A 24,577-nucleotide genomic window follows, 5' to 3' on the forward strand; every position below is an offset into this window, starting at 1 on the left:
GCCAGCTCAATCCCGGTCGGCGTCGCCGTCCAGATCCTCCTCGAAGCGCAGATGCTTGACGCTGCGTCCGTTGCGTCGCACCAGCTTGAGCGCCTCGATGCCGATCTTGATGTGCGCCTCGACGAAACTCGAGGTGACGACGCGATCGCTGGCCTCGGTCTTGACGCCCTCGGGGATCATCGGCTGGTCCGACACCAGCAACAGTGCACCGCACGGGATGTGGTTGGCGAAACCGGCGGCGAAGATGGTCGCGGTCTCCATGTCGATGGCCATGCTGCGCGTGGCGCGCAGGTGCGCCTTGAACGCCTCGTCGTGTTCCCACACGCGGCGGTTGGTGGTGTACACGGTGCCGGTCCAGTAATCGTGGCCGAGGTCGCGGATCATGGTGGAAATCGCGCGCTGCAACTGGAACGCCGGCAGCGCCGGCACCTCCGGCGGCAGGTAGTCGTTGCTGGTGCCCTCGCCGCGGATCGCGGCGATGGGCAGTACCAGATCGCCGATCTGGTTCTTCTTCTTCAAGCCGCCGCACTTGCCCAGGAACACGCACGCCCTCGGCGCGATGGCGCTGAGCAGATCCATCACCGTGGCGGCGTTGGGGCTGCCCATGCCGAAGTTGATCAGGGTGATGCCGTCGCTGGTGGCGTTGGGCATGGGCCGGTCGCGACCCCGCACCTCGACGCCATGCCACTGGGCGAACAAATCCACGTAATGGCCGAAATTGGTCAGCAGCAGATGCTGACCGAAACTTTCCAGCGGCGTGCCGGTATAACGCGGCAGCCAGTTGCTGACGATCTCGTGCTTGTCACGCATGATGGAAACTCTCGAACGCCTCGCGGGCGGCACCGGCGACGCCACGCCGGCAGAAAATCGCGCTGGGATCGGCACCAGTGTAGCGGCGCCCGCGCGCGTTTTGGCACCGCGCCGGCACCCTGCGCGGCGTGATGGGCTCAGCGCCGCCGCGCGCGCGGATGGGCGCGATCGTAAACCTGCGCGAGACGCTGGAAATCCAGATGCGTGTAGATCTCGGTGGTGGCGATGTCGGCGTGACCGAGCAGTTCCTGCACCGCGCGCAGCTCGCCCGAGGATTCCAGCAGATGACTGGCACAGGTGTGGCGCAGCAGGTGCGGGTGCACGCGCTTGGCCACGCCTTGTTCGCGCGCGCGCCGCTTCAGGCGCAGACGCACCGCGGCCGGCGTCAGCGGTTTGCCGCCACGGCCGGGGAACACTGGTGCCGCAGCGTTCGCCGTGGCGGGTTTGAGCGCGCGCAGCGCATCCAGCGCCTTGGCTCCAACCGGCACCACGCGCGTCTTCGAACCCTTGCCGGTGACGCGCACCAGGCCTTCATCGAGGTCCAGATCGCGCCAGTGCACGCCGCACAGCTCGGCCACTCGCAGGCCGCTGGAGTAAAGCAGCTCCAGCAGCGCGCGGTCGCGTACCTGCAGCGCGTCATCGGCATCCAGTTCCATCAGGCGCTGCGCCTCGTCCACATCGAGCACGTGTGGCAACTTGCGCAGCAACCTGGGTGCGCGTACGCCGGAGGCCGGATTGGACTGCAGCACTCCCTCGCGCAGCAGCCAGCGGAAAAAACTGCGGCTGGCGGCCAGCAGATGACGCAGGCTGCCGGGGCCACGCCCGCGCCGATGCTCACTGGCGACCAGAGCCTGCATCTGCGCCGGAACCAGCTCGCGCCAGTCGCGCACACCATGCGCTTCGGCGTGACGCGTCAGCAGGGCCAGCTCGCGCGCGTAGTTGTCGGCAGTGCGCGGCGCATAGCGGCGCTCGACGCGCAGGTAACCCAGAAATCGCGCGACGGCTGCGGACAGCGGCGCGCCGGTGTTGCTCACACGTAGCGGCCTAATGCGGCGCCGGCCGCCTCGGCGATCAGCTTGAGGAACAGCGTGCCGATGCCGGGATGGAAGCGATTGGCATCAAGGCTGCCGATGCCGAGCACGCCCAGCGTGCCCAGCCTGAGCAGCGCCGCGGATTGCACCTCGGGCGCAGCGGCACCAAACAGCGCCTCGAGCTTGGCCGGCGCCAGACGCCCGCACAGCGGCTCGCCGCGCGGGAAGAAATCGGCGAGCGCGGGCAGCCGCTCGACGCCTTCGGGCACATCACGCACCCACGGCAGCCCGGCCAGCGCGGCATGCGTTCCGTTGAGCAGCAGGCTCACCTGCTCGGTATGAAAATCCTCGCGCAGGCCGGCGACGATGGCGCGCGCGCACGCGGCCAGATCCGGTGCACGCAGCAGGCTCAGCGTATACGAGTGCACCTGCACCACGCGCTGTTCGTTCTCGCTGGCGATCTCGACCAGCTCGGCGAGACGCGCTTCGAGCTCGCGCTGACGCTCGCGCAGCAGTTCCAGTTGATAGCCGGCCAGCGAGGCCGCGCTGCCGCGCTCGCGCGGAATCACCAGGGTTTCGGCGATGTCCGGGAAATCCTTGAGAAACGTCGGATGACGGCGCAGCCAGGCGGCCACGTCCATCGCTTCCAGTCCGGTCTTCAGGGTCAGCTCGGCCATGCTCGCGTGCTCCGTGGACACCGCGGCAAGTGTGCGGCGCGCGCGCGGCGCGCGCAATCGGCCTCGGTGCTGCTCAAGTATCGCCCGCGTCCAGCCACGTGCCGCTGTAGACGAACGTAGCCGGTCCGCGCATCCACAAGTGCGCGCCGGGACCCTGCCAGCGGATACCGAGTGTGCCGCCGGGCAGCGCCGCCGCAACCTCGGCGTCGACGCGCGCGGACGTGCGCAGCGCCGCCATCGCCGCGCAGGCGCCACTGCCACAGGCTTGCGTCCAGCCGGCGCCGCGCTCATGCACGCGCAAAGCCAGATGGGCGCGATCGAGCACGCGCACGAAACCGGCGTTGACACCGTGCGCGAACGCGACATGCGCGGTGAGCGCCGGGCCCAGAACGTCCAGCGCAGGCGCAGCCAGATCCTCCACCACGACCACCGCGTGCGGATTACCCATCGACACCACGGTCACATCGAGCGTCGTGCCGGCCACGTCCAGGCGCTGCGCTGTCGTGTTCGAGGTGGCGGCAAAGCCTGCCGCGGCGGGGCTGAAATCGGGCACGCCCATGTCCACCTCGACATCCTCGGCGGCATGCACGCGCACCGTCGCTACCACGCGATCCGTTTGCACGCGCGCATCCACCCCCGGCGCGATCTCGCCTGCGCGCGCCAGCCACGCCGCCACGCAGCGCAATCCGTTGCCGCATTGCTCGGCGCGCGTGCCATCGCGATTCCAGATGCGCAGCGTCACCACGCCATCCGGCGCAGCGGCCGGATGCAGCGTGAGTATTTGATCGAAGCCGATGCCGCGCTGGCGATCACCCATGCGCCTGATCAGTGCGGGATCGCCGGAGAAGTGCTGCACACGCGCATCGAGCACGGCAAAATCATTGCCGAGACCGTGCATCTTGGTGAACGTCAGGCTCACCCGCGCGGCGATGCCGTGGCCGCGATTGCGGGATGGCTCGGCATGGCGCTGGTCGCAGGCGGCGCGGGCACGGAAACAGGCGTCACGTGATGCGCATGCGGCGCCGCGCCGGGGCGGACCAGCTGGCCCTTGTTGCCGCAGCCACCCAGACCCAGCACGGCCGGCAGCAGCAGCGTCGCAAGCAGAAAATGGCGTGGATTCATGCGCGCAGTATACGAGCCGGACGCGGCGATGCTGGAAGCACCCGAAGCCTGGAACCGGAGCGCTGACACACCCGGCAGCCGCGGCGCGGCCCGATCACTGCTTCCCGGCGCTACCCGCAGGCGCGGGCGCGGACTGTTGCAGCGCGCCGACGGTGACGGTACCCGACCCCCACTGCGCGTCGCGCTGCTGGAAATAATCCTTGGGGTCCCAGTACCAGCGATCGCGCAGGCCGCCGAAGCCGCGCGGCGTCAACTGCGGACCGCTCGGGAATTCATGCGCGCTGTAGGTGTAGACACCCTGATCAAAACCGAGGCGCGAGCCCGTCATGTCATTCATCAGCGCCAGCCGCAAGGAACTGAGCATGCGCGGCATGGCCACTTTGTCGCCGTAGGTTTTTTCCAGCGTCGCCAGCTCGGTCTCGCCAGCCTGGCGCTGCGTGGGCGTCAGCCGCGCGCCGATGCGTTTGCGCGTGGCGACAAACTCCGGATAGCCGCGCGAAGCCGACAGCGCCAGCCATGCCCAGGCCTTGGCCGGATCCTTGCGCACACCATTGCCGTGGTCGTACATCAGCCCGATGGCAAGTTGCGAGAACTTGTCCGCGTAATAGGCGCCATATTTGAAGTATTTCAGCGCGCAGGCGTAATCGTGATTCGCGAAGCAACGCATGCCGGTGAAACGTCCGAACAAATCGGGATGGCCCAGCGTCGAGGAATCGCCCATGGCGCGCAGGATGCGCGCGACCTTGGGGGCGTGCGCCGAGTCCCTGGCGATGGCTGCAGATTGATCCTGCGCACCCGCGGCAGCGTTTGCCACGGGGGTTGCGGCCCATGCCAGCAACGGACCCAGCAGCGCCGCCAGGAACGGCAGCCGCATGACTCGGGGCTTGACGGTCATGGCACTCCTCCTTGCGATCCGGCGTAAAGTGTCGCGCCATCGCAAGAACGTTGCCAGTGCCGGGCGGCCGATTACACATGCATGACGCGGCCAACACAATCCGCTACCTTGCGCCATCCCGCGCGCGCGATGATGCAAACCACATGAACAGCATGCAGCCCCTGTACGTGATCGTGCTGGCCGCCGGCGCGGGCAAGCGCATGCGCTCGCAGCAACCCAAGGTTTTGCTGCCGCTGGCCGGGCGGCCATTGCTGGCGCATGTGCTGGAAACCGCGCGCGCGCTCGATCCGATGCGCATCGTGGTCGTTTACGGTCATCGCGGTGAACAACTCCGCGCGGCGCTGGCCGATCGCCCGGACCTGCAGTGGGTGCAGCAGGTCGAACAGCGCGGCACCGGCCATGCCGTGCGCCTGGCGCTGGAGCAGGTGCCCGAGCACGCGCGCGTGCTGGTGCTGTACGGCGACGTGCCGCTGCTGCGCGCGGAGACGCTGCGCCCGCTGGTCGAGGCGCACGTGGCGCTGGCGGTGCTGGCCGCCGAGGTGCTGGATCCGCGTGGCTATGGTCGCGTGGTGCGCGATGGACTGGGCCAGGTGCGCGCCATCGTCGAGGAACACGATGCCGACCCGGAACAGCGCCAATTGCGCGTGATCAACACCGGCATCCTCGCTGCCGATGCGCGGCGCCTGCGCGTGTGGGTGGCCAACCTCGATTGCAGCAACGCGCAGGGTGAGTATTACCTGACCGATGTATTCGCGCAGGCCGCCGAGGAAGGCATGCCGGCGTTGTGCCTGCTGACACCCGATGCCGCCGAGGCCGAAGGCGCCAACGATGCGCGCCAGCTGGCCATGCTGGAACAACGCCTGCGCGCACGCGAAGCCGCGCGCCTGCTCGATGCCGGCGTGCGCCTGCTTGATCCGGCGCGCATCGACGTGCGCGGCAGCGTCGATTGCGGCGTCGACGTCGAGATCGACATCGACGTGATCCTCGAAGGTCGCGTGGTGTTGGGCGACGGCGTGCGCATCGGGCCGTTCTGCCGGCTGCGCAATGTCGAGCTGGCCGCCGGCAGCGAGGTGCATGCGCATTGCGACCTGGATGGCGTGGTCGCCACCGGCGCGTGCAGCATCGGGCCCTTCGCGCGCCTGCGCCCGGGCAGCGTGCTGGCCGAGGGCGCAGCCATCGGCAACTTCGTCGAGACCAAGAACGCGCGCCTTGCCGCGCACGCCAAGGCCGGACATCTCAGCTATCTGGGCGATGCCGAGATCGGTGCCGGCGCCAACATCGGCGCCGGCACCATCACCTGCAACTTCGATGGCCTCGACAAGCACCGCACGGTGGTCGGCGCCGATGCGTTCATCGGCTCCAACAGCGCGCTGGTGGCACCGGTGGAAATCGGTGCTGGCGCCACCATCGGCGCCGGCTCGGTGATCACCCATGACGCCGCGGCGCATGCGCTGAGTGTGGCGCGCGCGCGCCAGGTCACGCTGCCGGATTGGAAGCGCCCGCATAAGCCGCGGCGCTGAGGGCGGGTCGCAACGTAGCCGCGCATCACGTACCGCGCGGTTTGGCGCGATGCGTGGGCGCGGCGCGCCACGGGTCATCCGGCCACGGATGCCTGGGGTAGCGGCCCTTGAGTTCCTTTTTCACCTCGCTGTAGGTGCGATCCCAGAATCCGCGCAGATCACGCGTGACCTGGATGGGCCGCCCACCCGGCGAGAGCAGGTGCAGCATCACCGGCACCGTGCCACGCGCCACGCGGGGCGTCTCCGCCAGACCGAACAACTCTTGCAGCTTCACCGCCAGCACCGGCGCGGCGGGATCGGAATAATCCAGCGCCAGCTCGCGTCCACTGGGCACGCGCAGGTGCATCGGCGCCTCGCGCTGCAGCGCCTGCCACTGCGCGTGATCGAACCGCGCGCGCAGCGCCGCGTGCAGGCGTTCGCCATCCAGTTGCGTCAGGCTGCGCACGCCCTCGAGAACAGGCAGCAACCAGTGTTCAAGATCAACCAGCAATGCGCTATCTCCGAGATCCGGCAGGGCCAGCTCGGGCAGCCAGCTGCGCAATGCCCGGACACGCTGGCACAGGCCGCGCGTGGCTTCGCTCCACGGCAGCGCGGCCAGTCCCTGCGCGCGCACGCCGGCGAGCAGCGCGGCGGCGGCCTCGGCGGGCGCGAGCGGCACGTGTCGCTGCGCCAGCAGCAGCGCATCGAAGCGCTCCACGACAAAGGCTTCGCCGGCACCACGCTGTGCGTTCCAGCGCAACTCGCGCGTGCTGGAGAAGCGCTGCGGGTATTCGCTGAGCAAGCGCGCCGCGTCGAACGGCGCGGCCTGCAGGATCAGTGCATCGCCGTGCGCGGTGCGCAGCTCGGTCACCAACAGCCAGGGTTCGCCGCGCAGCGCGCTGGCCTCGTGCAGGCGCGCGCCACGGCCGTTGCTGAGCTGGTAGCGCAGCAGCTCATCGCCGCTCTGGTGCGCGATGCGATCGGGGAACGCGGGTAGCAGCAGGTCGCCGACGCTGTGCGCGGCGGGCACACCGCTGGCGGCGCCGCGCACGCCCAGACGCTGGCGCCAGCCGCGGCTGGATTGCTCGATGGCGGCCAGCGCACCGGCCTCGGCGCCATGCGCCTGCGCCGCGCGCGCGCCGCCGTCGCGCCATGCATGCAGCGCGGCCAGCGCCACGCGCAAATCGTCGCTGCGTGCGGCCGCGCCACGCAATGGCGAGCGCGCCTCGATCAGCGCCAGCAGATCGGCCATCAGTGCCTGCAGGGTCACCGGCGCGCGCAGCGCGGCCGCGGCGAGACGTGGCGTGGCGCCCAGCGCGCGCAGCCTGCGCCCGCTGGCCGTGATGTGATTTTCGCCATCCAGCGCGCCCAGCGCGCGCAACAGGTCCTGCGCCTGCGCCAGCGCGCCGGCGGGCGGTGCGTCCAGCCACGGCAATTGCGTGCTGCCCCAGGCGGCCAGCCCCAGCGCCACGCCGGACAATTCGGCCTGCATGATTTCCGGCGTGCGCGCGGGTTCCAGGCGCTGGCTTTGCGGCCACAGGCGCAGCGCCAGCCCCGGCGCCACGCGACCGGCGCGGCCGGCACGCTGTGCGGCGGAATCCTGGGCGATGCGCACCGTCTCCAGGCGCGTGAAACCGCTGTTGGGATCGAAGCGCGGTTCGCGCGCGAGGCCGCTGTCGACCACCGCGCGGATACCCGGCAGGGTGACGCTGGACTCGGCCAGGTTGGTCGCCAGGACCACGCGCCGCGCGCCGTCCGCGCCTGGCGCCAATGCGGCGTGCTGCTCGGCCAGGCTCAGCTCGCCATGCAGCGGCAAGATTTCCGGCGCGGCCTGCGCGCCCTCGCCGCGCACATCCTGGCCCCACGCCTGCAGCAGCAGCGCGTGCATCTGCGCGATCTCGCGCCGGCCGGGCAGGAACACCAGCACGTCGCCATCGGTTTCCTGCAAGGCCTGCTGCACGGCACGGCGCAATTGCGCCTGCGGCGGCATGTGCGGGGCATGCGCAGGATGTACCACGCGCACCGGAAACGCGCGCCCGGTGCAGCTCAGACGCGGCGCATCCAGCCACGCTGCCAGGCGCGCGCCATCCAGCGTGGCCGACATCAGCAGCAGGCGCAGTTCGGGGCGCAACTGGCGATGCACCTCCAGCGCCAGCGCAGCGCCCAGATCACCATGCAGATGGCGCTCGTGAAATTCGTCGAACAGGATCGCGCCGACGCCGGCCAGCTCCGGATCATCGACCAGCATGTTCGTGAGAATGCCCTCGGTCAGCACCTCGATGCGCGTGGCCGCGCTGATGCGCTGCTCGAAGCGGATGCGGTAGCCCACGGTCTGCCCCACCGTTTCGCCCAGCTGCTGCGCCATGAACCCGGCGGCGGCGCGCGCCGCCAGGCGGCGCGGCTCGAGCAGCAGGATGCGCTGCCCCGCCAACCACGGCGCGCGCAGCAGCGCCAGCGGCACCTGCGTGGTCTTGCCGGCGCCGGGTGGTGCCTCCAGCACCAGGCGCGGCTGCGCGGCCAGCGATTGCAGGATTTGCGGCAACAACGGCGTGATCGGAAACTCGGGTAACGGCATGCGCACATGGTAACGGCGCGGCCGGCGCGCCTTGCTGCGAGGACGCGCCGCTGCTGCCAGAATGCGCTGCTTTGCGGATGCCACCATGGACCTGATCGACATTGGTGCCAATCTGACCCACGAATCCTTCCGCCACGACTTCGACGCCGTGCTGGTGCGCGCGCAGCGTGCGGGCGTGACGCAGATGCTGGTCACCGGCGCCACGCGCGCCAGCAGTGAACAGGCGCTGATGCTGGCCCGCGCGCATCCCGGCGTGCTGTATGCCAGCGCGGGCGTGCATCCGCACCATGCGCTCGACTACGACGCCGACACCGAGGCCGCGTTGCGTGTGCTGCTGCGCGAGCCGGAGGTGCGCGCCGTAGGCGAGACCGGGCTGGATTACTACCGCAACTACGCGCCGCGCGCCGCGCAGTTGCGGGCCTTCGAGCAGCAATTGGCGCTGGCCGCCGAACTCGGCATGCCGGTGTTCCTGCACCAGCGCGAGGCGCACGATGACTTCATCGCATTGCTGAGAACCGTGCGCGACCGTGTGCCCGCCGCGGTGGTGCATTGCTTCACCGACAGCGGCGCGGCACTGCGCGACTACCTCGACCTGGACTGCCACATCGGCATCACCGGCTGGCTGTGCGACGAGCGCCGCGGCACGCATCTGCGCGAGCTGGTGCGCGGGATCCCCGCCGCACGCCTGCTGATCGAAACCGACGCGCCCTATCTGCTGCCGCGCAGCGTGCGCCCGCAGCCCGCGCATCGACGCAACGAGCCGATGTATCTGGCGCACATCGTGGCCGAGCTGGCGCGTGACCGCGGCGAGGACATCGCACAGACCGCGCGGCAGACCAGCGCCAACGCGCGCGCGGTGTTCGGCCTGCCCGCACCGGGCGCGACGGCTTGAACGCGTTCAGCGCGGTTGCAGCAGTCCGCGGATCAGGTTCAGCAAATGCACATCGCCGACGCTGTCGGCATCGCCGCTGAGCCAGCGCACATGGCCATGCGGGCCGACCAGCACCAGCATGTCGTTGTGCACCACATCGAAATCGGGCCTGGCCTGGGCGGCCAGCGCGTTGGCCACCTGTGGCTGCGGCACATAATCGCCACGGGCTTTGGCCCGCGCGTCGGCGGCGGCTTCCGCGGCGAGGGACACTTGTTCGTAGTCAACGTGATAGCCCTGCCGCACCACGTGGCGCGTGGCCGCTGGCGCAGCGCTGAGAAACTGCCAGCGCGTATCGTCCGGGTTCCAGCCGTATTCGCGCATGAACGCGGCGGTCTGCGCCGGCCCGGTGTGCCACGGATCGACGTTGAATGCGACCAGTCGCACGTGCTGCTGCAGTTGCGCCAGGCGCAGGTCATTCTCCAGCGCGACCAGATGCAGCGCGACCAGCGGACAGTCGTTGGTGCAATAGGGATCGAGGAACGTCACCACTTGCACCTGGCCGGCAAACTGCGCCGAGTTCACGACCTGCCCGAGCTGGTTGCGAAAACCGGTAAACGCCGGCGCGCTGCCCAGCAACGGCAGCGCTGGTGCGCGCGGCACCTGCTGGCGGCCCAGCCAGTAGCCGCAACCCAGCGCGAACAGGACGATCAGCGGCGCGGCCAGCAACCACGCGGCACGCGCGCGACTGGCGCGGCGCCGGGCAGTGGTCAGGCCGTGGTCGGAATCACTCATGGTTTCGCATGGACCACACCTGTGCCGGCAAAGTTCCGCCGCATGGCGCGCGCAGACCGCAAAAACGAAGCCCCGCGATGCGGGGCTTCGTGCGTTGCCTGCAGCGTGAACGCCTGGATCAGAAATCCATGCCGCCCATGCCACCCATGCCGCCCATGTCACCGCCGCCGGCCGGAGCCTTCTCGTCCTTCTTCGGCGCCTCGGCGATCATGGCCTCGGTGGTGATCATCAGACCGGCGATCGATGCCGCGTTCTGCAGCGCGGTGCGCGTCACCTTGGTCGGATCGAGGATACCCATCTCGATCATGTCGCCGAACTGGCCGGTGGCGGCGTTGTAGCCGAACGTGCCCTTGCCTTCGGCGACCTTGGCCAGCACCACGCTGGGCTCTGCACCGGCGTTGGCGACGATTTCGCGCAGCGGCGTTTCCATGGCGCGACGCGCCAGGGCGATGCCGTGCTCCTGGTCCTCGTTGTCACCCTTCAGCGACTTGACCGCCGCCATGGCGCGGATCAGCGCCACGCCGCCGCCCGGCACCACGCCTTCCTCGACCGCCGCACGCGTGGCGTGCAGGGCGTCCTCGACGCGCGCCTTCTTTTCCTTCATCTCGACCTCGGTCGCGGCACCGACCTTGATCACCGCCACGCCACCGGCCAGCTTGGCCACGCGCTCCTGCAGCTTCTCGCGGTCGTAATCGGAGGAGGTGTCCTCGATCTGCGCCTTGACCTGCTTGATGCGCGCCTCGATCGCCTTGGTATCGCCGGCGCCATCGATGATGGTGGTGTTTTCCTTGGCCACCTGCACCTTCTTGGCGCGGCCCAGATCCTTCAGGGTGACCTTCTCCAGCTGCAGGCCGACCTCTTCCGAGATCACCTGGCCGCCGGTGAGGATGGCCATGTCTTCCAGCATCGCCTTGCGCCGATCGCCGAAGCCCGGCGCCTTGACCGCGCACACCTTGACGATGCCGCGGATGGTGTTGACCACCAGCGTAGCCAGCGCCTCGCCCTCGACTTCCTCGGCGACGATCAGCAGCGGCTTGCCGGACTTGGCCACGGCCTCGAGCACGGGCAGCAGCTCGCGCACGTTGGAGATTTTCTTGTCGTGCAGCAGGATGTAGGGATCTTCCAGATCCGCCTGCATCGACTGCTGGTTGTTGACGAAATACGGCGACAGGTAGCCGCGATCGAACTGCATGCCCTCGACCACGTCGAGCTCGTTCTCCAGACCGGAGCCGTCCTCGATGGTGATCACGCCTTCCTTGCCGACCTTGTCCATGGCCTCGGCGATGAGCTTGCCGATATTCTCGTCACCGTTGGCCGAGATGGTGCCGACCTGGGCGATGGACTTGGAATCGGCGGAGGGCTTGGACAGCTTCTTCAGCTCGGCAACGGCCGCGGACACCGCCTTGTCGATGCCGCGCTTGAGATCCATCGGGTTCATGCCCGCGGCGACCGACTTCATGCCCTCGCGGAGCATCGCCTGGGCCAGCACGGTGGCGGTGGTGGTGCCGTCGCCAGCGATGTCGGAGGTCTTGGAAGCGACTTCTTTGACCATCTGCGCGCCCATGTTCTCGAACTTGTCGGCCAGCTCGATCTCCTTGGCCACGGACACGCCGTCCTTGGTGATGGTCGGAGCGCCGTAGCTCTTTTCGAGCACGACATTGCGACCCTTGGGGCCAAGCGTGGTCTTCACCGCGTTGGCGAGAATGTTCACGCCGCGCAACATGCGCGCGCGGGCGTCTTCACTGAAACGGACTTCTTTGGCTGCCATGAGTTGATTCCTCGAAATGTGGGGTGGTGCGGATGTGCGTGCGGATCGCGGCGAGCGCTCAGCCTTCGATCACGGCCTGGATGTCTTCTTCCTTCATGACGAGCAATTCCTCGCCATCGATCTTGACTTCGGTGCCGGACCACTTGCCGAACAGGATGGTGTCGCCGGCCTTCACATCGAGCGGGCGCACCTTGCCTTCGTCGTTGACTTTGCCGGGACCGGCGGCGATCACCTTGCCGCGGCTGGGCTTCTCGGCGGCACTGTCAGGAATGACGATGCCACCGGCGGATACCCGCTCTTCTTCAAGACGCTTGACGATCACGCGGTCATGCAGCGGACGCAATTTCATAGGAACTCCACGATGGTTGATGAAAGGGGATTGCTGCCTTGCTAGCACTCGGTAGCAATGAGTGCCAAGTTTACCCGCACAGGCTTCCCGGCCCAAGCTTGGTGGCCGGGTAGAGCATGGCGACCGCGTTGAGTTGGTGGCCATGCGCGGGCATTTCAAGGGCCGGCGCGGAGGCCGGCGCAGGGGCCAGCGCGTAGCGGCGGCGCGCGCGCGCGCGGGAAGAGCGCATTTCCACGCCAATGAACCGCGAGCGGGCGCGTGTCCAGCGGGGCGCCCGCACACACCACGGCACGTCCTTGTGCCGAACAATAATTGCATCCGCGCCGTTTACAGCGCGTAGGGCGGGGTCAGCGGGGTCGGCGCCGGCGACACGCGCGGTGCGTGGTAAAAGACGTTGCTGGCGTTGTCCGCATTGACGCGGCCATAGCCGAAGTACGGATCGCGGCCGCGCGGGCCGCGGTCATCGCTGCTGGTTTGCAGCGTATTGCGCACGAAATCGACCTGCGTCTTGCGGAAATTGGCAAGACCCTGCGGACTCAGATTGGCGCCCGTCGTCATGCGTCCGCGCTGGATCGCCAGCGCCGCCACGGCCGCTGCCGCCGGGGTAGCCATGCTGGTGCCGGCAGCCCAGCTCCAGCCGCCTGGAATGGTGCTGATCACCGAGTCGAATACGTAGCAGCTGCGCGTAATGCCGGCGATGCTGCAGACTTGCGCAGGGTTCACGTAGGCATACCAGAACGTGCCGCCGGGACCGGCATTGGCGATGGGCGGGCCGTAATCGCTGTAGTCGGCCAGGTAGTCCAGCCACGCATAGGCCGGATTGCCGGTGGCCCAACCGGCCGGACCACTGGCCGAGACGGTAATCATGCCAGGCGCACTGGCCGGCACGCCGACATCGCCACCGGCACCGAGCTGCGCGGCGTCGTTGCCTGCGGCCACGATCACCGCCGCGCCGCGTGCCCTGGCGTATTCGGCGGCACGGCCAAAGGCCAGCAGATAGGCCTGCGTGTCCGGATCGGAGGTGCGCATCGGGTAGGCCCCCAGCGACATGTTGATCACGTCCGCGCCTTCATCGGCGGCATACACCACCCCACCCAGCACCCACGAGAACGCGCCGCTGCCGGTGAACTCGGACAACACCTTGACCGGAATCAACGTGGCTCCCGGCGCGATGCCGACACTGCCGAAACCGCTGGGCAGCGCCGCGACGATGCCGGCGACGTGCGTGCCGTGATTGAAGTAGAAGCCGGGCTGCACGCACACGCCCTCGCCTGGCACCAGCGACGCGGCGGCGGAAAAGTCGATGTTCGGCGCCAGCCACGCGTTGCCGCAATCGATGCCGGAATCGAGGATCGCCACGCGTACGCCCGCCCCGCTGTAGCCACGGCTCCACGCGCCGGGCGCTTGCACATCACGCAGCGCCCACTGCATCTGATACAGCGGCATTGTGGCGCGACTCACAGAGTTAAAGCATTTACATACAAGGTATTACATGGCATGCAGTCCGCTGCGCCGCTGTCGTCTCCGATTATGGGGCACTCTGGGGGCTGTTTCTGCGTCCAACCCCCCCACCTCACAACCTCGCGTCATCCTCCGACAGCACGAACAGCGGCCCGCGGTATCCGGTGCGCTCGCGGTACTCAGCACGCAAGGCTGCTTCGTCTGCACCATCCGGTAGCACGATCAGCCTGTAGGCATCCGGCGGCTGCAGGGCCTTCTCCAGGGCGTCCAATCGGTCACGCAGTCCCATGGCAATCTCCCCGTAGCTCGGCCAGCAGCGCGCGCGTGGTGATCGTCTGCGGTGCGTCGGCGGGTGGAACTTCGATGCCCATGCCGTCAAGGATGGCTTCCAACTTCGCCAGCACGGCCAGGCCATCCGGTCGTGGCGCGGGCTGGAGCCTGGCAGCTTCAAGGCTCGCGATTCTGTCAGACAGTCGCATCGGGAGCCTCCAACTGCTTCATGGCGTCCCGGAAAATGTCCGCGCTCGGGTCATCCGGCCCTACCTCATCGAGCGCGGTCTGCAGCACGCTGCGCAGAAACTCTGGCGTCCAGCCCTCGCGCTCGCACAGCTTGCGGAATTGCTCCTCACTCGAGCGACCGCTGAAAGCCTCCAACGCGGCGATGCGTTCACTTAGGCGGTGCATGGTCTTCCTCCAGCGCCTCGATGCGGCGCATCAGTTCGTCGATTTCGATGGCCTTCGCCAGCGTGCCGATGGCACCCAGCAGCGCCGTAGCCACGTCAGGCGATACCTTGCCCTCTGCAGCCAGCTCCACGATGCGCTCGGCCTTGGCGGTGAGCGTTGCGGCATCCTTCAGGCCCGGCAGTTCGACGGCCTCGGCAACCGGGCGCAGCGTGGGCAGTGCGCGGTCGAGCAGCAGCTCGGCGGCGCGCGTGTTGCCCTTGGCGGCGGACTCCGCCAGCTTGGCGATGATGGCCTGCACGTCGATAGAGCCGCGCAGTACCGCGGCCATGCTCGGGATGCCGGGCGGTCGCCCTTTTGGATTACCGGACTGGCCCGGCTTCCATCGAGGCGGTGGTGGCTTTCGTTGGGTCGCCATGGTGTTCTCCGTTGCTGCGATCAGGAAAAGGGCGCCCACTGTGCGCGAGGCGGCCCATGCAAGGCCGGAACGCACAGGGGCGCCAAACCGTCATGCTGTGGCAGTCGGCGCCGGCGCGAGCTGCGCAGCCGGATCGCTGGCGAGCTGGGCGATGTAGGTGCGCCAGGCATTGCGGCTGTACTCCGCGCCGCCCTTTTCGAGCACAGGGAACGCCCCCAGCGCATCGGAGACCGGGGCGAACACACGCGTCAGATTTGGAACTTCGTCGCGGAACTCACGCACGATCGGGATTGTGCCGGCGATGTGCTCTTTGAGCGCCAGCAACTCGGCGACACGCCGCCGGTATTCGGCGCCAAGAACGCGGAAGTCGTCGGCCAGGACGCGCTCGCGAGCAGTGCGGAAAAGGAGCACCGCCTGCGCGGTGACGGCCTGAGCTTGGGCGAGTGTTTCCGCGTGCTGGGCCACGGCCTCCTTTGACGCATCGGTTTCACGCGATGCCGCAGCGAGCGCCTTGGCAAGTTTCTCGACGGCTTCCGGCGCCTCGGGCGCATCGCCTTGGCCGCCGGCGGATGCCCACTGCACCAAGGCTTGCGAATGCTCGCGCTGTGCCGCTTCGAGCTGGCCGCGCAGTTCTGTCTCGCGCTCGGCGATTGCGGCGATTTTGTTGTGGTGATCGCGCACGACGGCCTCAGCCTCGGCGGCTGCCTTCACGTTGGCGATCGCATCGGCGAGCTGCTGGCGGTTCTCGGTCATTTTCATGGGGAATCCTTTGGTTGGTTCGTGATGGTGCGATTGAACTACAGGCGCAGGCCCGGGGCGGGTCTGAACCTAGGGTTTTGCGAGGGGGTGAAGGATCGCGACACCGCGCGCAGCCAGGTGGTTTTCCTGCACGATCTGGGCGTAGCGGCGCAGGCCGGGTTCATCGAGCCACTGGCACCCGTCTACATCGAGGTCATCGAGCCGGTCGATGATGCTGCGGTCGATGCCTTGGGCGACTGCGGCGGCGATCAGGCGGTGGCGCTGAAATGCCATTGTCGGAACCGTGGGCTGCGGAACCTGCGGAACCTGCGGATCGCTAGGCGTGGCTTGGGTTTGCTGTGTTGCGGATGCTTGCGGATGTTTGCGGATGTGGGGTAGTGCCCGTTCAGCTTCGGGCGACCGTCCGCAACTGTCCGCAACTGTCCGCAAACCCGCAGAGCTAGGCGTGGCGCGGGTATCCGCACGATCCGCAGGTTCCGCATGGGTCGGGGCTGGGCATCCATTCCGCAGCAGGTCGGCGACCATCTCACTGGCGCGCATGGGTCACCCCCTGCGCGAGAATGCTGCCGTCGGTTACGTCCACCAAGCCTGCGCTTTTCAGCCGGTCGATAGCTTGATCTCGCCGCGCCGATGGCCGCACGCTGGCCGGCGCAAGTTTCGTGAGGTCGCGCAGCAGCGTGGGCTCAGCGCGCGCTGCAAGCCACCTGTACAAGGTCATCGCCCAACCGGGCGCCGGGTCCGCCTTGCCTGCAAGGGCTGCCTGCCAGGTGTCCAGCGAGTACGCCGCGACCGCGATGCCGTCACGGGCGTTTTCGGCCTCCAGCTTGTCGGCGCCAGTCCACGCCGCCAACACGCCGGCGACGCGACAAGCCAGCTCGGTGGCACGTAGGGCAAACGGTCGAACGTCGCGCAGATCGCCGCGCCGCGCTTCGACTTCCATGCGCTCGAAAAACGCCGCGAGCATAGCTGTGGCCTCGGGCGTGGGCTCGATGATCGGGAGCGCGTCGCAGTCGTCGGGAACAGGCCGGTCCAGCAGCTCATTTGCTCGGCAGGTGTAGGTCATTACCGCCGCGCTGGCGTTCGGGCGCCATGGTCGAAATTTTCGCGGTGCCAATGGTGCCGGCCACGCCAGCAAGAAGCGCGGCCAGAAACCGATTCCGGCCAGCGACTCATCGGCCAGCACGTCGCCCAGCGCCGCGGGCTGCAGCAGCAGGTGCGAGGACAGGCGGATGCCGTAGCGTTCCGTCCGGCCTTCCCCTGCGCGCACGACGGATAGATGCCCCCGATCCCACAGCCCGCAAAGCGTTGCGGCGGTCTTCGTTCGATTCTCTGGCGTCATGCCGTGACCAGCTAGGACCGCGCCGCCCTCGGTCGAGAATAACCCCTGCGATGCCACACCTTCATCGAAGGATCGCCGGAGACCTTCTATCGTAGCGTCCGCGCACAGCCGAAACGGTGGTATCGGTTTCTCGATCGGCGGATCGTTCTTCTTGCGCGTGGCCTTTTCGGATGCCACCTGCGCCAGCGCGCGCCCATAGGCTCGGCCAGCTTCCCGCTGGAATTCGTGCACGGGGTGCAATGCAACGCGGTCGCCCGAGTCCTTGCCATCGCCGCTGTTGGCGATGGTCAGTGCGTAGAGCGCCAGCGGCTTGATCGCGCCATCGAGCGATCGCACATTGGCCGTGCTCTGGGTCAGCAGCGCTGCCGCAGCAAGCAGCGATTGGCCTGCCATCGCGACATCAACTTGTGCTCCTGCCGCCAGATCGCGCGCGGCGTCTGCGAGCGGGCCGAGTGCGGCGAGCGGGTACACAGTCTCAGGTGCAGTCGCCTCAGGCAGCAGCAGCGCAGCGGCGCGTTCCAGAGCTTGCGCAATGGGCAGACGTTCGGCGAAAGGCTCGGCGCTACGTCGCATGGCAATTGTGGTGATCATGCGCCCTCCTCGACCACGCGCAGCGAGCGGCTGGCGTCGGTGAGGTCGATCAAGTAGGCGAGCGGCGCGCCGTCGCGCACCAAGGCTTCGGCGAGCGCATGGATCTGATCGCCAGCAAGTCCCGTCACGTCAGCGACGATCGGGCACCCCGGCCAACGGATTGAGCGCGGATCGTCGCCAGGGGGCAGCAACGTCGCTGTGGCAGCTCCAACGAGGGCGCGCCGTGCCAGCGCGCGCGACCACCTGTGCGCCGGCGGCCCAGCGTATAACCTCACGTCGGGCGTTTTGCCGCTGCCGATGATGGCCGCGATCTCGGCACCGAAAGGGCACCGTTTCATGTGGCCCCCCCCGCGCGGCTGCGCTGGCAGTTCGCGAGATAAGCGTCCACCTCGGACTGCGGCCACGCCACCCGGGCGGCCGACAGTCGGCGCGGCGGCTGTATCCGGCCATCGCGGACCATTCTCCACAAGGTGGTGCGACCGATGCCGAGCTGTTCGCACAGATCGGCAACGCTGTAATGCCGTTCAATCATGACGCGGCCCTCCTGGGGCTGGCCGCGCTAAACTGTTGCCCCTGTCCAGGGCGTCGCCTTAGCGCGGCGGTTTCAAGGGGCCGGCGGTGTTAGCGCACCGCTGGCCTTTTTCGTGGTGCGGTTTCAGGATGGCCCAGCTTTCGCCTGGCGGCGTCTGGCAACCTTGGGTTTGGCGATATTGGTGTTACCCAGCCGACGGCGCGCATCGGCCACGGTGGCGGGTGCGATCAGTTCTCGACCGTCCTTCGTGCGACTGGCGTTCAAGATCGCGGCGGTCTCCAGGTCCAGCCGCATCACGGTGTGACGCGCACCCAGATTGCTGCCCGCCATAGCCAGCGCGGCGGTGATTTCTTCATCGGTCGCCATCGGTTCCCTCCCGCCTTTGGCCGTGCGCGCATCCTGCTTGTAGCGCTCTTGCGCCAGTCGATCCTTCAGACGGTGCAGCTCGTTGCTATCGCGCAGCAGCTCGGACACACGCTCTTCAAGCCACTCGAATTTCGCGCGCACCAGTTCCGGCGTCTGTGCCCATGCCGCGCTCCAGGCTGCGACGCGGCGAGTTGCTTTCGCCTCAGTCTCCGGGGTAGGCGGCAGCGGGTTGCGCAAGGCTTCCGCGATCTGAGCAGTCGCAGGCCACAAGACGGCTCTGCGTTGCGCCGCCTCAAGGGTGATTTTCGGATTCTTTGACTTCGGCATGCCCGCACTCTCCAGCAGCACCGATAAGGCGCCACGGCAGGGGATAGGTGCGCATCCCTTTTCGGCTGGCCGGCCTAGCCGTGGCGATTGAACTCAGGCGCTACGCGGGCGCCGCAGGGGGGTCACGTTCTTTGCCGTGGAACCGGTCAGCAGCGCGTGCAGCCGGCGTTCCCAGGTCTCCAGCGCTAGACGTTTCTGCGGCATGTAATCGAACCGGTCGTAGACCTTGGCGCCCATGCCGGCGACCGCGTGATTCAGCACTTGATCCCTGACCTCGCGCAGCACGCCAGCAGCGGCCATGCCCGTCTCTGCGGATCGGCGCAGGTCATGCGTGCGGAAGGGTTGCCCGGTCCAGTGCTTAACCATGGCTTCCCTCAACAATTTGGCGAGCTGGTGTGAGTCCAGGCGCGCGGCAGGCGACCAGAATATCGGTCGCTCTGTGATTGGCCTGCTGGCGATGATCTCGCGCATTGTGTCCGTCAGCGGCAACAGGTGCGCTTTGCCGTTCTTGCTGCGTGTGGGCGGCAGCAGCCATGCATCGGCCTCGGGCGTGATCTCGGCCCATGTCATTCCGCACACCTCGCCGCTGCGCGAGCCGGACAGCAGCAGGAACCGCAGCGCCAGGCCGGCATGCTCGGGCAACTTGCCTGCCGCCGGATCGGTCAGCGCCCAGAATGCGCGCAGCTCCTCGGCGGTATCCAGCACGCGCTCGCGTGGTGTTTCTCTGCCCGGCTTCTTGAGGCCAGCGCAGGGATTCATCGTCACCAGGTCTTTCTCGATGCCGAAGTTGAACATCTTGTGCAGCAGGCCCAGCAGGCGATTGGCTGCTGCCGGCGCACGCTGCGCGACATCCTCGACCAGCTCGCGGACATGGCGACGCTGCACCTCGTCGGCGTACTGATCGCCAAGCGCAGGGAGCACCATGACGCGCACCATGCGGCCATCTTCTTTGCCGCTGCGCTTGAAGCAGGCGTGGCCGTCCAGATAACGCTCTGCCAGTCTTTGCACCGTGAGGCGCGATTCCTGCGCCTGCTGCTGCTGGCGCGCCGCGGCCTGCTGGCGTTCGCGCGCATCGCGTGGATCAATGCCGGCGCGGAACTGGCGGCGCAGCTCGGCACACTCAGCCGCAACGGCGGCAAGGTCGGTCCAAGGTGCCTGAAGCATCATCTTCTTGCCGCTCTGCCCGAAGCGCAGCATGAAGCTCTTGTGGCCGCTCGGATTGATCCGCAGCCACAGGCCCTTGTAGCCCGCAACACCGATGTCGTAGCGCTTGGCTGCCGGCTTCAGTGATCGCACGGCCAGGATGTTGAGGGGGATGCGTGCCATGTCTGCCTCGCCGCAGGCCCGATCTGGGCCACTATGGGGGCAGTATGCGCCGGCATCGCCTGCAACGCAACGGGACAGTGTAGAACGCTAGAAGCCTCTATCTAGCAGGGAAGTCAGCCGTTCATGAAGTTTTGGCATGTTTCTTGACGTAACTAATCCCACTGTATCTGATACAGCGCATTGCCGGCCAGCAGGCTTTGATCCACGGCGCCGCTCAACGCGCGCGGCGCGCCAGCAGCCAGTGCACGCTGCATTTGCGCCGCGGCCTCGGCGGCATCCGCCGCCAGCGGCACCTGGCGTGGCTCGCCCAGGGTGAACATGCGATCCGGCGCCACGTACTGCACGCCGGGCAGGGCGCGCAAGCGCGCCGGGTAGGCCGCGTCATCCGACTGCACCGCGAAGGTGAGCAGACCGGGCAGGGCGCGCTGCAGCGTGCCACCGGGCGTGGATTCGATCCGTGTCTGCAGGGTTTGCGCATTGCTGCCGCTGCGGCCCAGCACCAGGTACGAAGTCGCATCGGCGCTCATTGCGCCGACCAGCGCCAAGGCCACACCGGCGCACCATTGCTTGTTGCTCATCGATATTCCCCTTGCATGAAAAACGCAGCCCCTGCACCGATGACGCTAACAGCGCGCGCGCAGCGCGGCAGCGCAAATCGGCGCTGCCGGCGTGTCTGTTGCGCGCGCGCTACAACTCGCGCAGTGCACTGTTTCAGGCGGGCTACACTCACGCCATGTACACCCAGTGTCCGCATTGCCTGAGCGTGTTCGTGATTGAGGCCGAGCGTGTTGGCAGCGCGCGCGGGCACGTGCGCTGCGGACAGTGCACCGCCCTGTTCGATGCGCTGCCGACGCTATGCGACGAATTGCCACCCGAGCCTTATGTGACCCTGCCGCGTCAGGACGGCACGGCGCCGGCACCCCAGCTCGATGCGCTGATGACGCCGCCCGAGCTCCCCGCCGCGCTGGCCGCGGCCGCACACGCGGCCGCCGAGTCGGCAGCGCAGATGCCGGTACCACCCGCGCCGGCCGCAGTGTTGGTGCAGGATACGCCGCAGGTGGTCGGACTGATGCCGCGCAGCGACGGCGGCGATGCAGGTGCAGAACTCGCCGCAGCGCCGGATAGCCACGCCGATGCGGACACCGCGCGCGCATTCGCACCGACGTCGGAACCCACTGCCCCGGCTGCGGCCGGCAGCGCTGCTCACGATGCCGCCATCGTTGATGCGATCGCGCGTGCCATGCCGGCGCAACTTGCAGATGGGGCCGTGCCGGTTGCCGCGCCGGAGTTCGCGCGCCACCGCCGCCGCGGCACGCGCTGGCTGTGGCGATTGCTGGCACTGCTGCTGACCCTCGGCCTGGGCGCGCAACTGGTGTGGATCGAACGCGCTGCGCTGACGCAAAACGCGCTCACGCGCCCATGGCTGCGACGTGCCTGCCAAATACTGCATGTGCCGCCGCCGCAGGTGCGCGATCTGGCGCTGCTGCAACTAGGCGCGCGCGACATCCGCCCGCATCCCGAGGTACCCGGCGCGCTGCTGATCAGCGCCACGCTCCACAACCGTGCACCGTGGACGCAACCGTATCCCCAGCTCGAGGTGAGCCTCTCTGACCTGTCCGGCAAGCCGGTAGCACAACGCGTGTTCGCGCCCGACGCGTATCTTGGCAGCGCCGTGCTGGCGGCGCGCGGCCTGCCTGCCGGCGCCAGCGCGGCGATCAGTCTGGAGGTGCATGATCCCGGCCGTCAGGCGGTGGCCTTCGCGATCCATGCGCGTTGAGCATCCGCGTCGAGAATCGTGCCTGACAGCGCTGGAGGACGCGAGTAAACTTCTTTCCCCCCGCTCACTGCCGGGGCGTGACGGTGTTGCAACCACAACGCGCCGCACGCGAACTGCCCCAGGGGATTGGATTCCATGTCAGCCGCTTCCGCAAAACCCAGCACCGCCACGAGCGATTGCGGCGACAACGCGCTTGCGCAGTGTGTCACGCAGCTGGTACGCCGTTATCTGCGCGATCTCGATGGCAACGCCGCCGATGCCGAGCTGCACGATCTGGTCATGCGCAGCGCCGAAGCGCCGCTGCTGCGTGAGGTGCTGGCATGGCACGGCGGCAACCAGAGCCGCGCCGCGGCAACGCTGGGCATCAATCGCGCCACGCTGCGCAAGAAGCTCGGCCAGCACGGGCTGGATTGAGCGCTGCAATCGCCTCGCGCGCCTTATAATCAACGGCTCGATTCCGCGCTCGGGGCATCACGCAGCAGGCAGTCAACCACGCGGATCCGATCCGGCATCGGTCGATGCCCCCATCTGGAGTGCATCATGTTCGACACCACGCTGGCGCCGGTGCGGCGCGCCTTGCTGAGCGTTTCCGACAAGCACGGGCTGATCGATCTGGCGCGTGCGCTGGATGCGCTGGGCGTGGAATTGATCTCCACCGGCGGCAGCGCGCGCAGCCTGCGCGAGGCTGGCCTGCCGGTGCGCGAGGTGCGCGAGCTGACCGGCTTTCCCGAGATCATGGATGGCCGCGTCAAGACGCTGCATCCGCAAGTGCACGGCGGTCTGCTCGGCCGGCGCGGTATTGACGAAGCGGTGATGGCCGAGCACGGCATCGCGCCGATCGACCTGCTGATCGTCAATCTGTACCCGTTCGAGCAGACGATCGCACGGCCCGACTGCACCCTGGACGAGGCCATCGAAAACATCGACATCGGCGGCCCGGCCATGCTGCGCGCGGCGGCCAAGAATCACGCCCACGTTGTAGTGGCGGTCGACCCCGCCGATTACGCCACGCTGATCGAGGCCCTGCGCAACGAGGGCGGCACCTCGCTGGCGCTGCGCCGGCGCCTGGCCGCCAAGGCCTATGCGCACACCGCGCGTTACGACGGACTCATCGCCGACTGGCTCGGCGCGCAGATCGAAAACGCACGCGGCGAGCCGTTTGCACCGACGCTGCATCTGGCGCTGCGCCGCGCACGCAGCCTGCGTTATGGCGAGAACCCGCATCAGGCCGGAGCGCTGTATCTGGAAGCCGGCGCCGGCCAGGGCCTGGCCGCGACGGCGCGCGTGCTCGGCGGCAAGGAGCTTTCGTACAACAACCTGGCCGACGCCGATGCCGCGCTCGAATGCGTGAAGGCGTTCCAGCGCACCCCGGCCTGCGTCATCGTCAAGCACGGCAACCCCTGCGGCGTGGCGCTGGGCGCGGACATCGGCGCCGCCTACCAGGCCGCCTATGCCTGCGATCCCACCTCGGCGTTCGGCGGCATCATCGCGTTCAATCAGGCGCTCGACGGCGCCACCGCGCAGGCCATCCTCGCGCAGCAGTTCGTCGAGGTGGTGCTGGCGCCGGACATCAGCGCCGAGGCGCAGGCGGCGTTGGCGAAAAAGCCCAACGTACGCGTGCTCGCCACCGGCGCGTGGCCTGCGCAGGCCACGCCCGTGCGTGAACTCAAGCGCATCGCCGGGGGTTATCTGGTGCAGGACAGCGATCGCGACACGCTGCTGCTGACCGACCTGAAAGTGGTCACGCGGCGCGTGCCCAGCGCTGACGAACTGCGCGATCTGCTGTTCGCCTGGCACGTGGCCATGTATGTCAAATCCAATGCCATCGTCTATGCCAGGGGCGGCCACACACTGGGCATCGGAGCCGGGCAGACCAGCCGTGTGATCAGCGCGCGCATCGCCGCGCTCAAGGCCGCGGAAGCCGGGTTGGATCTGAGCGGCGCAGTGCTGGCCTCGGATGCATTCTTCCCGTTCCGCGATGGCATCGATGCCGCGGCCGCGGCCGGACTGCAATCGGTCATCCAGCCCGGCGGCTCGCTGCGCGATGCGGAGGTGATCGCCGCCGCCGACGCGCACGGCATGGCCATGGTGTTCACCGGCGTGCGCCACTTCCGCCACTGAGCGTGCGGACTCAGCGGCCCGACTGTCAGTGGCCCCACTGGTAGATCGTGTAGAACACCGGCTGCACCGGGCCTTCATGTTCGTTGCGCTGCAGGCGGCCTTGCGCGTTGGCGTAGAAGGTCTGCACCGGGCCATGCCTGGGGATGATGCGGATCATCAGCAGATTGCCGCCGGCGCGATATTCCTCAACCACGTCGCCCTGCACCTTGCGCACGCTCACTGTCGGCGGCGGCTGGCCCATGGCGTCGTGCGGTGGCAGCGTCGGCGCCAGTGACGCGCGCAGCGCGCTGGCAGCCTGCGCCGGCGTGGGCGGTGGCGGTTGCGGCGGCAGTGCCTGCGGTTGCACGGGCTGATCCAGGTCCGGCGGTGGCGGGATGCTGCCCGACGGCATCGGCGGCGCGCTTTGCGCGCCGGCACTGCCGGCCAGCAGGACGCCGATCAGCAACAGGGCTTGCGTGGACTTTCTGGCCATGACGAAATCTCCATTGAG

Annotated in this window: 30 protein-coding genes; 6 read left to right on the forward strand and 24 right to left on the reverse strand. The window is 68.1% G+C overall.

Features of this window, described 5'->3' with window-relative positions; all coding sequences use genetic code 11:
- Positions 1 to 6 precede the first annotated feature (6 nt).
- The 4 genes from Mschef_RS01105 to dapF all read right to left on the reverse strand — a co-directional run bounded on the left by Mschef_RS01105 (position 7) and on the right by dapF (position 3,389).
- On the reverse strand, positions 7 to 810 hold the full coding sequence (locus tag Mschef_RS01105) for an AMP nucleosidase (RefSeq protein ID WP_081126017.1): 804 nt from the start codon (positions 808 to 810) through the stop codon (positions 7 to 9).
- Between the two features lie 137 nt (positions 811 to 947).
- Positions 948 to 1,844: a tyrosine recombinase XerC gene (locus tag Mschef_RS01110; protein ID WP_242426410.1), complete on the reverse strand. Its 897-nt coding sequence runs from the start codon at positions 1,842 to 1,844 to the stop codon at positions 948 to 950.
- Positions 1,841 to 2,518 carry a DUF484 family protein gene (locus Mschef_RS01115; protein ID WP_081126750.1) on the reverse strand — a complete coding sequence of 226 codons (678 nt, stop codon included), beginning with the start codon at positions 2,516 to 2,518 and terminating at the stop codon, positions 1,841 to 1,843. Before Mschef_RS01115 ends, Mschef_RS01110 begins: the two co-directional genes overlap by 4 nt.
- Positions 2,519 to 2,591: 73 nt before the next feature.
- The gene (dapF, locus tag Mschef_RS01120) at positions 2,592 to 3,389 is read right to left on the reverse strand and encodes a diaminopimelate epimerase (RefSeq protein ID WP_242426456.1); all 798 of its coding nucleotides are present in this window, start codon (positions 3,387 to 3,389) and stop codon (positions 2,592 to 2,594) included.
- Between dapF and Mschef_RS18005 the strand changes: the two genes are divergently transcribed.
- Entirely contained in the window at positions 3,300 to 3,527 is a 228-nt protein-coding gene (locus Mschef_RS18005) for a hypothetical protein (RefSeq protein ID WP_242426467.1), read from the forward strand. The genes dapF and Mschef_RS18005 overlap by 90 nt on opposite strands.
- Here Mschef_RS18005 and Mschef_RS01125 read toward each other — a convergent pair.
- Positions 3,434 to 3,640 carry a hypothetical protein gene (locus Mschef_RS01125; RefSeq protein ID WP_081126019.1) on the reverse strand — a complete coding sequence of 69 codons (207 nt, stop codon included), beginning with the start codon at positions 3,638 to 3,640 and terminating at the stop codon, positions 3,434 to 3,436. The two genes, Mschef_RS18005 and Mschef_RS01125, sit on opposite strands and share 94 nt — an antisense overlap.
- Positions 3,641 to 3,734: 94 nt before the next feature.
- Positions 3,735 to 4,535 (reverse strand): SEL1-like repeat protein, encoded by an 801-nt coding sequence (locus Mschef_RS01130; RefSeq protein WP_242426411.1) that lies wholly within the window; start codon positions 4,533 to 4,535, stop codon positions 3,735 to 3,737.
- A gap of 143 nt (positions 4,536 to 4,678) precedes the next feature.
- Here Mschef_RS01130 and glmU point away from each other — a divergent pair, with 143 nt between their 5' ends.
- Complete coding sequence (gene glmU / locus Mschef_RS01135; RefSeq protein WP_081126751.1) at positions 4,679 to 6,055, forward strand: bifunctional UDP-N-acetylglucosamine diphosphorylase/glucosamine-1-phosphate N-acetyltransferase GlmU; 1,377 nt, start codon at positions 4,679 to 4,681, stop codon at positions 6,053 to 6,055.
- 25 nt (positions 6,056 to 6,080) lie between these two features.
- Here glmU and hrpB read toward each other — a convergent pair whose 3' ends face one another.
- Positions 6,081 to 8,609: an ATP-dependent helicase HrpB gene (hrpB, locus tag Mschef_RS01140; RefSeq protein ID WP_081126752.1), complete on the reverse strand. Its 2,529-nt coding sequence runs from the start codon at positions 8,607 to 8,609 to the stop codon at positions 6,081 to 6,083.
- Between the two features lie 85 nt (positions 8,610 to 8,694).
- Between hrpB and Mschef_RS01145 the strand changes: the two genes are divergently transcribed.
- A complete protein-coding gene (locus Mschef_RS01145) occupies positions 8,695 to 9,501 on the forward strand; it encodes a TatD family hydrolase (protein WP_081126021.1) in 807 nt (268 codons plus the stop codon).
- Between the two features lie 6 nt (positions 9,502 to 9,507).
- Here Mschef_RS01145 and Mschef_RS01150 read toward each other — a convergent pair whose 3' ends face one another.
- From Mschef_RS01150 to Mschef_RS01220, 16 genes are all read right to left on the reverse strand, one after another.
- The gene (locus Mschef_RS01150; protein ID WP_081126022.1) at positions 9,508 to 10,272 is read right to left on the reverse strand and encodes an SCO family protein; all 765 of its coding nucleotides are present in this window, start codon (positions 10,270 to 10,272) and stop codon (positions 9,508 to 9,510) included.
- A gap of 118 nt (positions 10,273 to 10,390) precedes the next feature.
- On the reverse strand, positions 10,391 to 12,040 hold the full coding sequence (gene groL, locus Mschef_RS01155) for a chaperonin GroEL (RefSeq protein ID WP_081126023.1): 1,650 nt from the start codon (positions 12,038 to 12,040) through the stop codon (positions 10,391 to 10,393).
- Positions 12,041 to 12,098: 58 nt separating this feature from the next.
- On the reverse strand, positions 12,099 to 12,389 hold the full coding sequence (gene groES / locus Mschef_RS01160; RefSeq protein ID WP_081126024.1) for a co-chaperone GroES: 291 nt from the start codon (positions 12,387 to 12,389) through the stop codon (positions 12,099 to 12,101).
- Between the two features lie 327 nt (positions 12,390 to 12,716).
- Positions 12,717 to 13,850 (reverse strand): S8 family serine peptidase, encoded by a 1,134-nt coding sequence (locus Mschef_RS01165; RefSeq protein ID WP_136256490.1) that lies wholly within the window; start codon positions 13,848 to 13,850, stop codon positions 12,717 to 12,719.
- 112 nt (positions 13,851 to 13,962) lie between these two features.
- Positions 13,963 to 14,139 (reverse strand): hypothetical protein, encoded by a 177-nt coding sequence (locus tag Mschef_RS17560; protein ID WP_168708942.1) that lies wholly within the window; start codon positions 14,137 to 14,139, stop codon positions 13,963 to 13,965.
- The gene (locus Mschef_RS18235; RefSeq protein WP_277921458.1) at positions 14,126 to 14,254 is read right to left on the reverse strand and encodes a hypothetical protein; all 129 of its coding nucleotides are present in this window, start codon (positions 14,252 to 14,254) and stop codon (positions 14,126 to 14,128) included. Before Mschef_RS18235 ends, Mschef_RS17560 begins: the two co-directional genes overlap by 14 nt.
- A gap of 61 nt (positions 14,255 to 14,315) precedes the next feature.
- A complete protein-coding gene (locus Mschef_RS01175) occupies positions 14,316 to 14,534 on the reverse strand; it encodes a hypothetical protein (RefSeq protein ID WP_081126027.1) in 219 nt (72 codons plus the stop codon).
- Entirely contained in the window at positions 14,518 to 14,949 is a 432-nt protein-coding gene (locus Mschef_RS01180) for a DUF5681 domain-containing protein (protein ID WP_136256489.1), read from the reverse strand. Before Mschef_RS01180 ends, Mschef_RS01175 begins: the two co-directional genes overlap by 17 nt.
- A 90-nt stretch (positions 14,950 to 15,039) precedes the next feature.
- Positions 15,040 to 15,708, reverse strand: coding sequence for a hypothetical protein (locus Mschef_RS01185; RefSeq protein ID WP_081126029.1), 669 nt, complete (start codon positions 15,706 to 15,708; stop codon positions 15,040 to 15,042).
- Between the two features lie 69 nt (positions 15,709 to 15,777).
- Entirely contained in the window at positions 15,778 to 15,981 is a 204-nt protein-coding gene (locus Mschef_RS17025) for a hypothetical protein (protein WP_136256488.1), read from the reverse strand.
- Positions 15,982 to 16,234: 253 nt separating this feature from the next.
- On the reverse strand, positions 16,235 to 17,638 hold the full coding sequence (locus Mschef_RS01195) for a DUF3987 domain-containing protein (RefSeq protein WP_081126031.1): 1,404 nt from the start codon (positions 17,636 to 17,638) through the stop codon (positions 16,235 to 16,237).
- Positions 17,635 to 17,976 (reverse strand): hypothetical protein, encoded by a 342-nt coding sequence (locus Mschef_RS01200; protein ID WP_081126032.1) that lies wholly within the window; start codon positions 17,974 to 17,976, stop codon positions 17,635 to 17,637. Before Mschef_RS01200 ends, Mschef_RS01195 begins: the two co-directional genes overlap by 4 nt.
- Positions 17,973 to 18,170 carry a helix-turn-helix transcriptional regulator gene (locus tag Mschef_RS01205; protein WP_081126033.1) on the reverse strand — a complete coding sequence of 66 codons (198 nt, stop codon included), beginning with the start codon at positions 18,168 to 18,170 and terminating at the stop codon, positions 17,973 to 17,975. The genes Mschef_RS01200 and Mschef_RS01205 overlap by 4 nt, the downstream gene beginning before the upstream one ends.
- Positions 18,171 to 18,293: 123 nt before the next feature.
- Positions 18,294 to 18,863, reverse strand: a complete 570-nt coding sequence (locus Mschef_RS01210) for a hypothetical protein (protein WP_136256487.1) — start codon at positions 18,861 to 18,863, stop codon at positions 18,294 to 18,296.
- Between the two features lie 93 nt (positions 18,864 to 18,956).
- Complete coding sequence (locus Mschef_RS01215; RefSeq protein WP_081126035.1) at positions 18,957 to 20,189, reverse strand: tyrosine-type recombinase/integrase; 1,233 nt, start codon at positions 20,187 to 20,189, stop codon at positions 18,957 to 18,959.
- 152 nt (positions 20,190 to 20,341) lie between these two features.
- Positions 20,342 to 20,767, reverse strand: coding sequence for a hypothetical protein (locus tag Mschef_RS01220; RefSeq protein ID WP_081126036.1), 426 nt, complete (start codon positions 20,765 to 20,767; stop codon positions 20,342 to 20,344).
- An 11-nt stretch (positions 20,768 to 20,778) separates the two neighbouring features.
- Between Mschef_RS01220 and Mschef_RS01225 the strand changes: the two genes are divergently transcribed.
- The 3 genes from Mschef_RS01225 (at position 20,779) to purH (ending at position 24,087) form a co-directional block, all read left to right on the forward strand.
- Entirely contained in the window at positions 20,779 to 21,966 is a 1,188-nt protein-coding gene (locus Mschef_RS01225) for a zinc-ribbon and DUF3426 domain-containing protein (protein WP_081126037.1), read from the forward strand.
- Positions 21,967 to 22,101: 135 nt separating this feature from the next.
- Positions 22,102 to 22,380 carry a helix-turn-helix domain-containing protein gene (locus Mschef_RS01230; protein WP_081126038.1) on the forward strand — a complete coding sequence of 93 codons (279 nt, stop codon included), beginning with the start codon at positions 22,102 to 22,104 and terminating at the stop codon, positions 22,378 to 22,380.
- Between the two features lie 126 nt (positions 22,381 to 22,506).
- Entirely contained in the window at positions 22,507 to 24,087 is a 1,581-nt protein-coding gene (gene purH / locus Mschef_RS01235; protein ID WP_081126039.1) for a bifunctional phosphoribosylaminoimidazolecarboxamide formyltransferase/IMP cyclohydrolase, read from the forward strand.
- Positions 24,088 to 24,112: 25 nt separating this feature from the next.
- Here purH and Mschef_RS01240 read toward each other — a convergent pair whose 3' ends face one another.
- Positions 24,113 to 24,559, reverse strand: a complete 447-nt coding sequence (locus Mschef_RS01240; RefSeq protein WP_081126040.1) for a DUF2782 domain-containing protein — start codon at positions 24,557 to 24,559, stop codon at positions 24,113 to 24,115.
- Positions 24,560 to 24,577: the final 18 nt, after the last annotated feature.

It is taken from the genome of Metallibacterium scheffleri, assembly GCF_002077135.1.
GTDB classification, from domain to species: domain Bacteria; phylum Pseudomonadota; class Gammaproteobacteria; order Xanthomonadales; family Rhodanobacteraceae; genus Metallibacterium; species Metallibacterium scheffleri.

Excerpts from the sequence above, each read along its gene's own strand:
- Mschef_RS01105 (WP_081126017.1), bottom strand. The coding sequence starts at position 810 with ATGCGTGACAAGCACGAGATCGTCAGCAACTGGCTGCCGCGTTATACC.
- Mschef_RS01115 (WP_081126750.1), bottom strand. The coding sequence starts at position 2,518 with ATGGCCGAGCTGACCCTGAAGACCGGACTGGAAGCGATGGACGTGGCC.
- Mschef_RS01125 (WP_081126019.1), bottom strand. The coding sequence starts at position 3,640 with ATGAATCCACGCCATTTTCTGCTTGCGACGCTGCTGCTGCCGGCCGTG.
- Mschef_RS01130 (WP_242426411.1), bottom strand. The coding sequence starts at position 4,535 with ATGACCGTCAAGCCCCGAGTCATGCGGCTGCCGTTCCTGGCGGCGCTG.
- glmU (WP_081126751.1), top strand. The coding sequence starts at position 4,679 with ATGAACAGCATGCAGCCCCTGTACGTGATCGTGCTGGCCGCCGGCGCG.
- hrpB (WP_081126752.1), bottom strand. The coding sequence starts at position 8,609 with ATGCCGTTACCCGAGTTTCCGATCACGCCGTTGTTGCCGCAAATCCTG.
- Mschef_RS01145 (WP_081126021.1), top strand. The coding sequence starts at position 8,695 with ATGGACCTGATCGACATTGGTGCCAATCTGACCCACGAATCCTTCCGC.
- Mschef_RS01150 (WP_081126022.1), bottom strand. The coding sequence starts at position 10,272 with ATGAGTGATTCCGACCACGGCCTGACCACTGCCCGGCGCCGCGCCAGT.
- groL (WP_081126023.1), bottom strand. The coding sequence starts at position 12,040 with ATGGCAGCCAAAGAAGTCCGTTTCAGTGAAGACGCCCGCGCGCGCATG.
- groES (WP_081126024.1), bottom strand. The coding sequence starts at position 12,389 with ATGAAATTGCGTCCGCTGCATGACCGCGTGATCGTCAAGCGTCTTGAA.
- Mschef_RS17560 (WP_168708942.1), bottom strand. The coding sequence starts at position 14,139 with ATGGGACTGCGTGACCGATTGGACGCCCTGGAGAAGGCCCTGCAGCCG.
- Mschef_RS01175 (WP_081126027.1), bottom strand. The coding sequence starts at position 14,534 with ATGCACCGCCTAAGTGAACGCATCGCCGCGTTGGAGGCTTTCAGCGGT.
- Mschef_RS01180 (WP_136256489.1), bottom strand. The coding sequence starts at position 14,949 with ATGGCGACCCAACGAAAGCCACCACCGCCTCGATGGAAGCCGGGCCAG.
- Mschef_RS01185 (WP_081126029.1), bottom strand. The coding sequence starts at position 15,708 with ATGAAAATGACCGAGAACCGCCAGCAGCTCGCCGATGCGATCGCCAAC.
- Mschef_RS17025 (WP_136256488.1), bottom strand. The coding sequence starts at position 15,981 with ATGGCATTTCAGCGCCACCGCCTGATCGCCGCCGCAGTCGCCCAAGGC.
- Mschef_RS01195 (WP_081126031.1), bottom strand. The coding sequence starts at position 17,638 with ATGATCACCACAATTGCCATGCGACGTAGCGCCGAGCCTTTCGCCGAA.
- Mschef_RS01200 (WP_081126032.1), bottom strand. The coding sequence starts at position 17,976 with ATGAAACGGTGCCCTTTCGGTGCCGAGATCGCGGCCATCATCGGCAGC.
- Mschef_RS01205 (WP_081126033.1), bottom strand. The coding sequence starts at position 18,170 with ATGATTGAACGGCATTACAGCGTTGCCGATCTGTGCGAACAGCTCGGC.
- Mschef_RS01210 (WP_136256487.1), bottom strand. The coding sequence starts at position 18,863 with ATGCCGAAGTCAAAGAATCCGAAAATCACCCTTGAGGCGGCGCAACGC.
- Mschef_RS01215 (WP_081126035.1), bottom strand. The coding sequence starts at position 20,189 with ATGGCACGCATCCCCCTCAACATCCTGGCCGTGCGATCACTGAAGCCG.
- Mschef_RS01220 (WP_081126036.1), bottom strand. The coding sequence starts at position 20,767 with ATGAGCAACAAGCAATGGTGCGCCGGTGTGGCCTTGGCGCTGGTCGGC.
- Mschef_RS01230 (WP_081126038.1), top strand. The coding sequence starts at position 22,102 with ATGTCAGCCGCTTCCGCAAAACCCAGCACCGCCACGAGCGATTGCGGC.
- purH (WP_081126039.1), top strand. The coding sequence starts at position 22,507 with ATGTTCGACACCACGCTGGCGCCGGTGCGGCGCGCCTTGCTGAGCGTT.
- Mschef_RS01240 (WP_081126040.1), bottom strand. The coding sequence starts at position 24,559 with ATGGCCAGAAAGTCCACGCAAGCCCTGTTGCTGATCGGCGTCCTGCTG.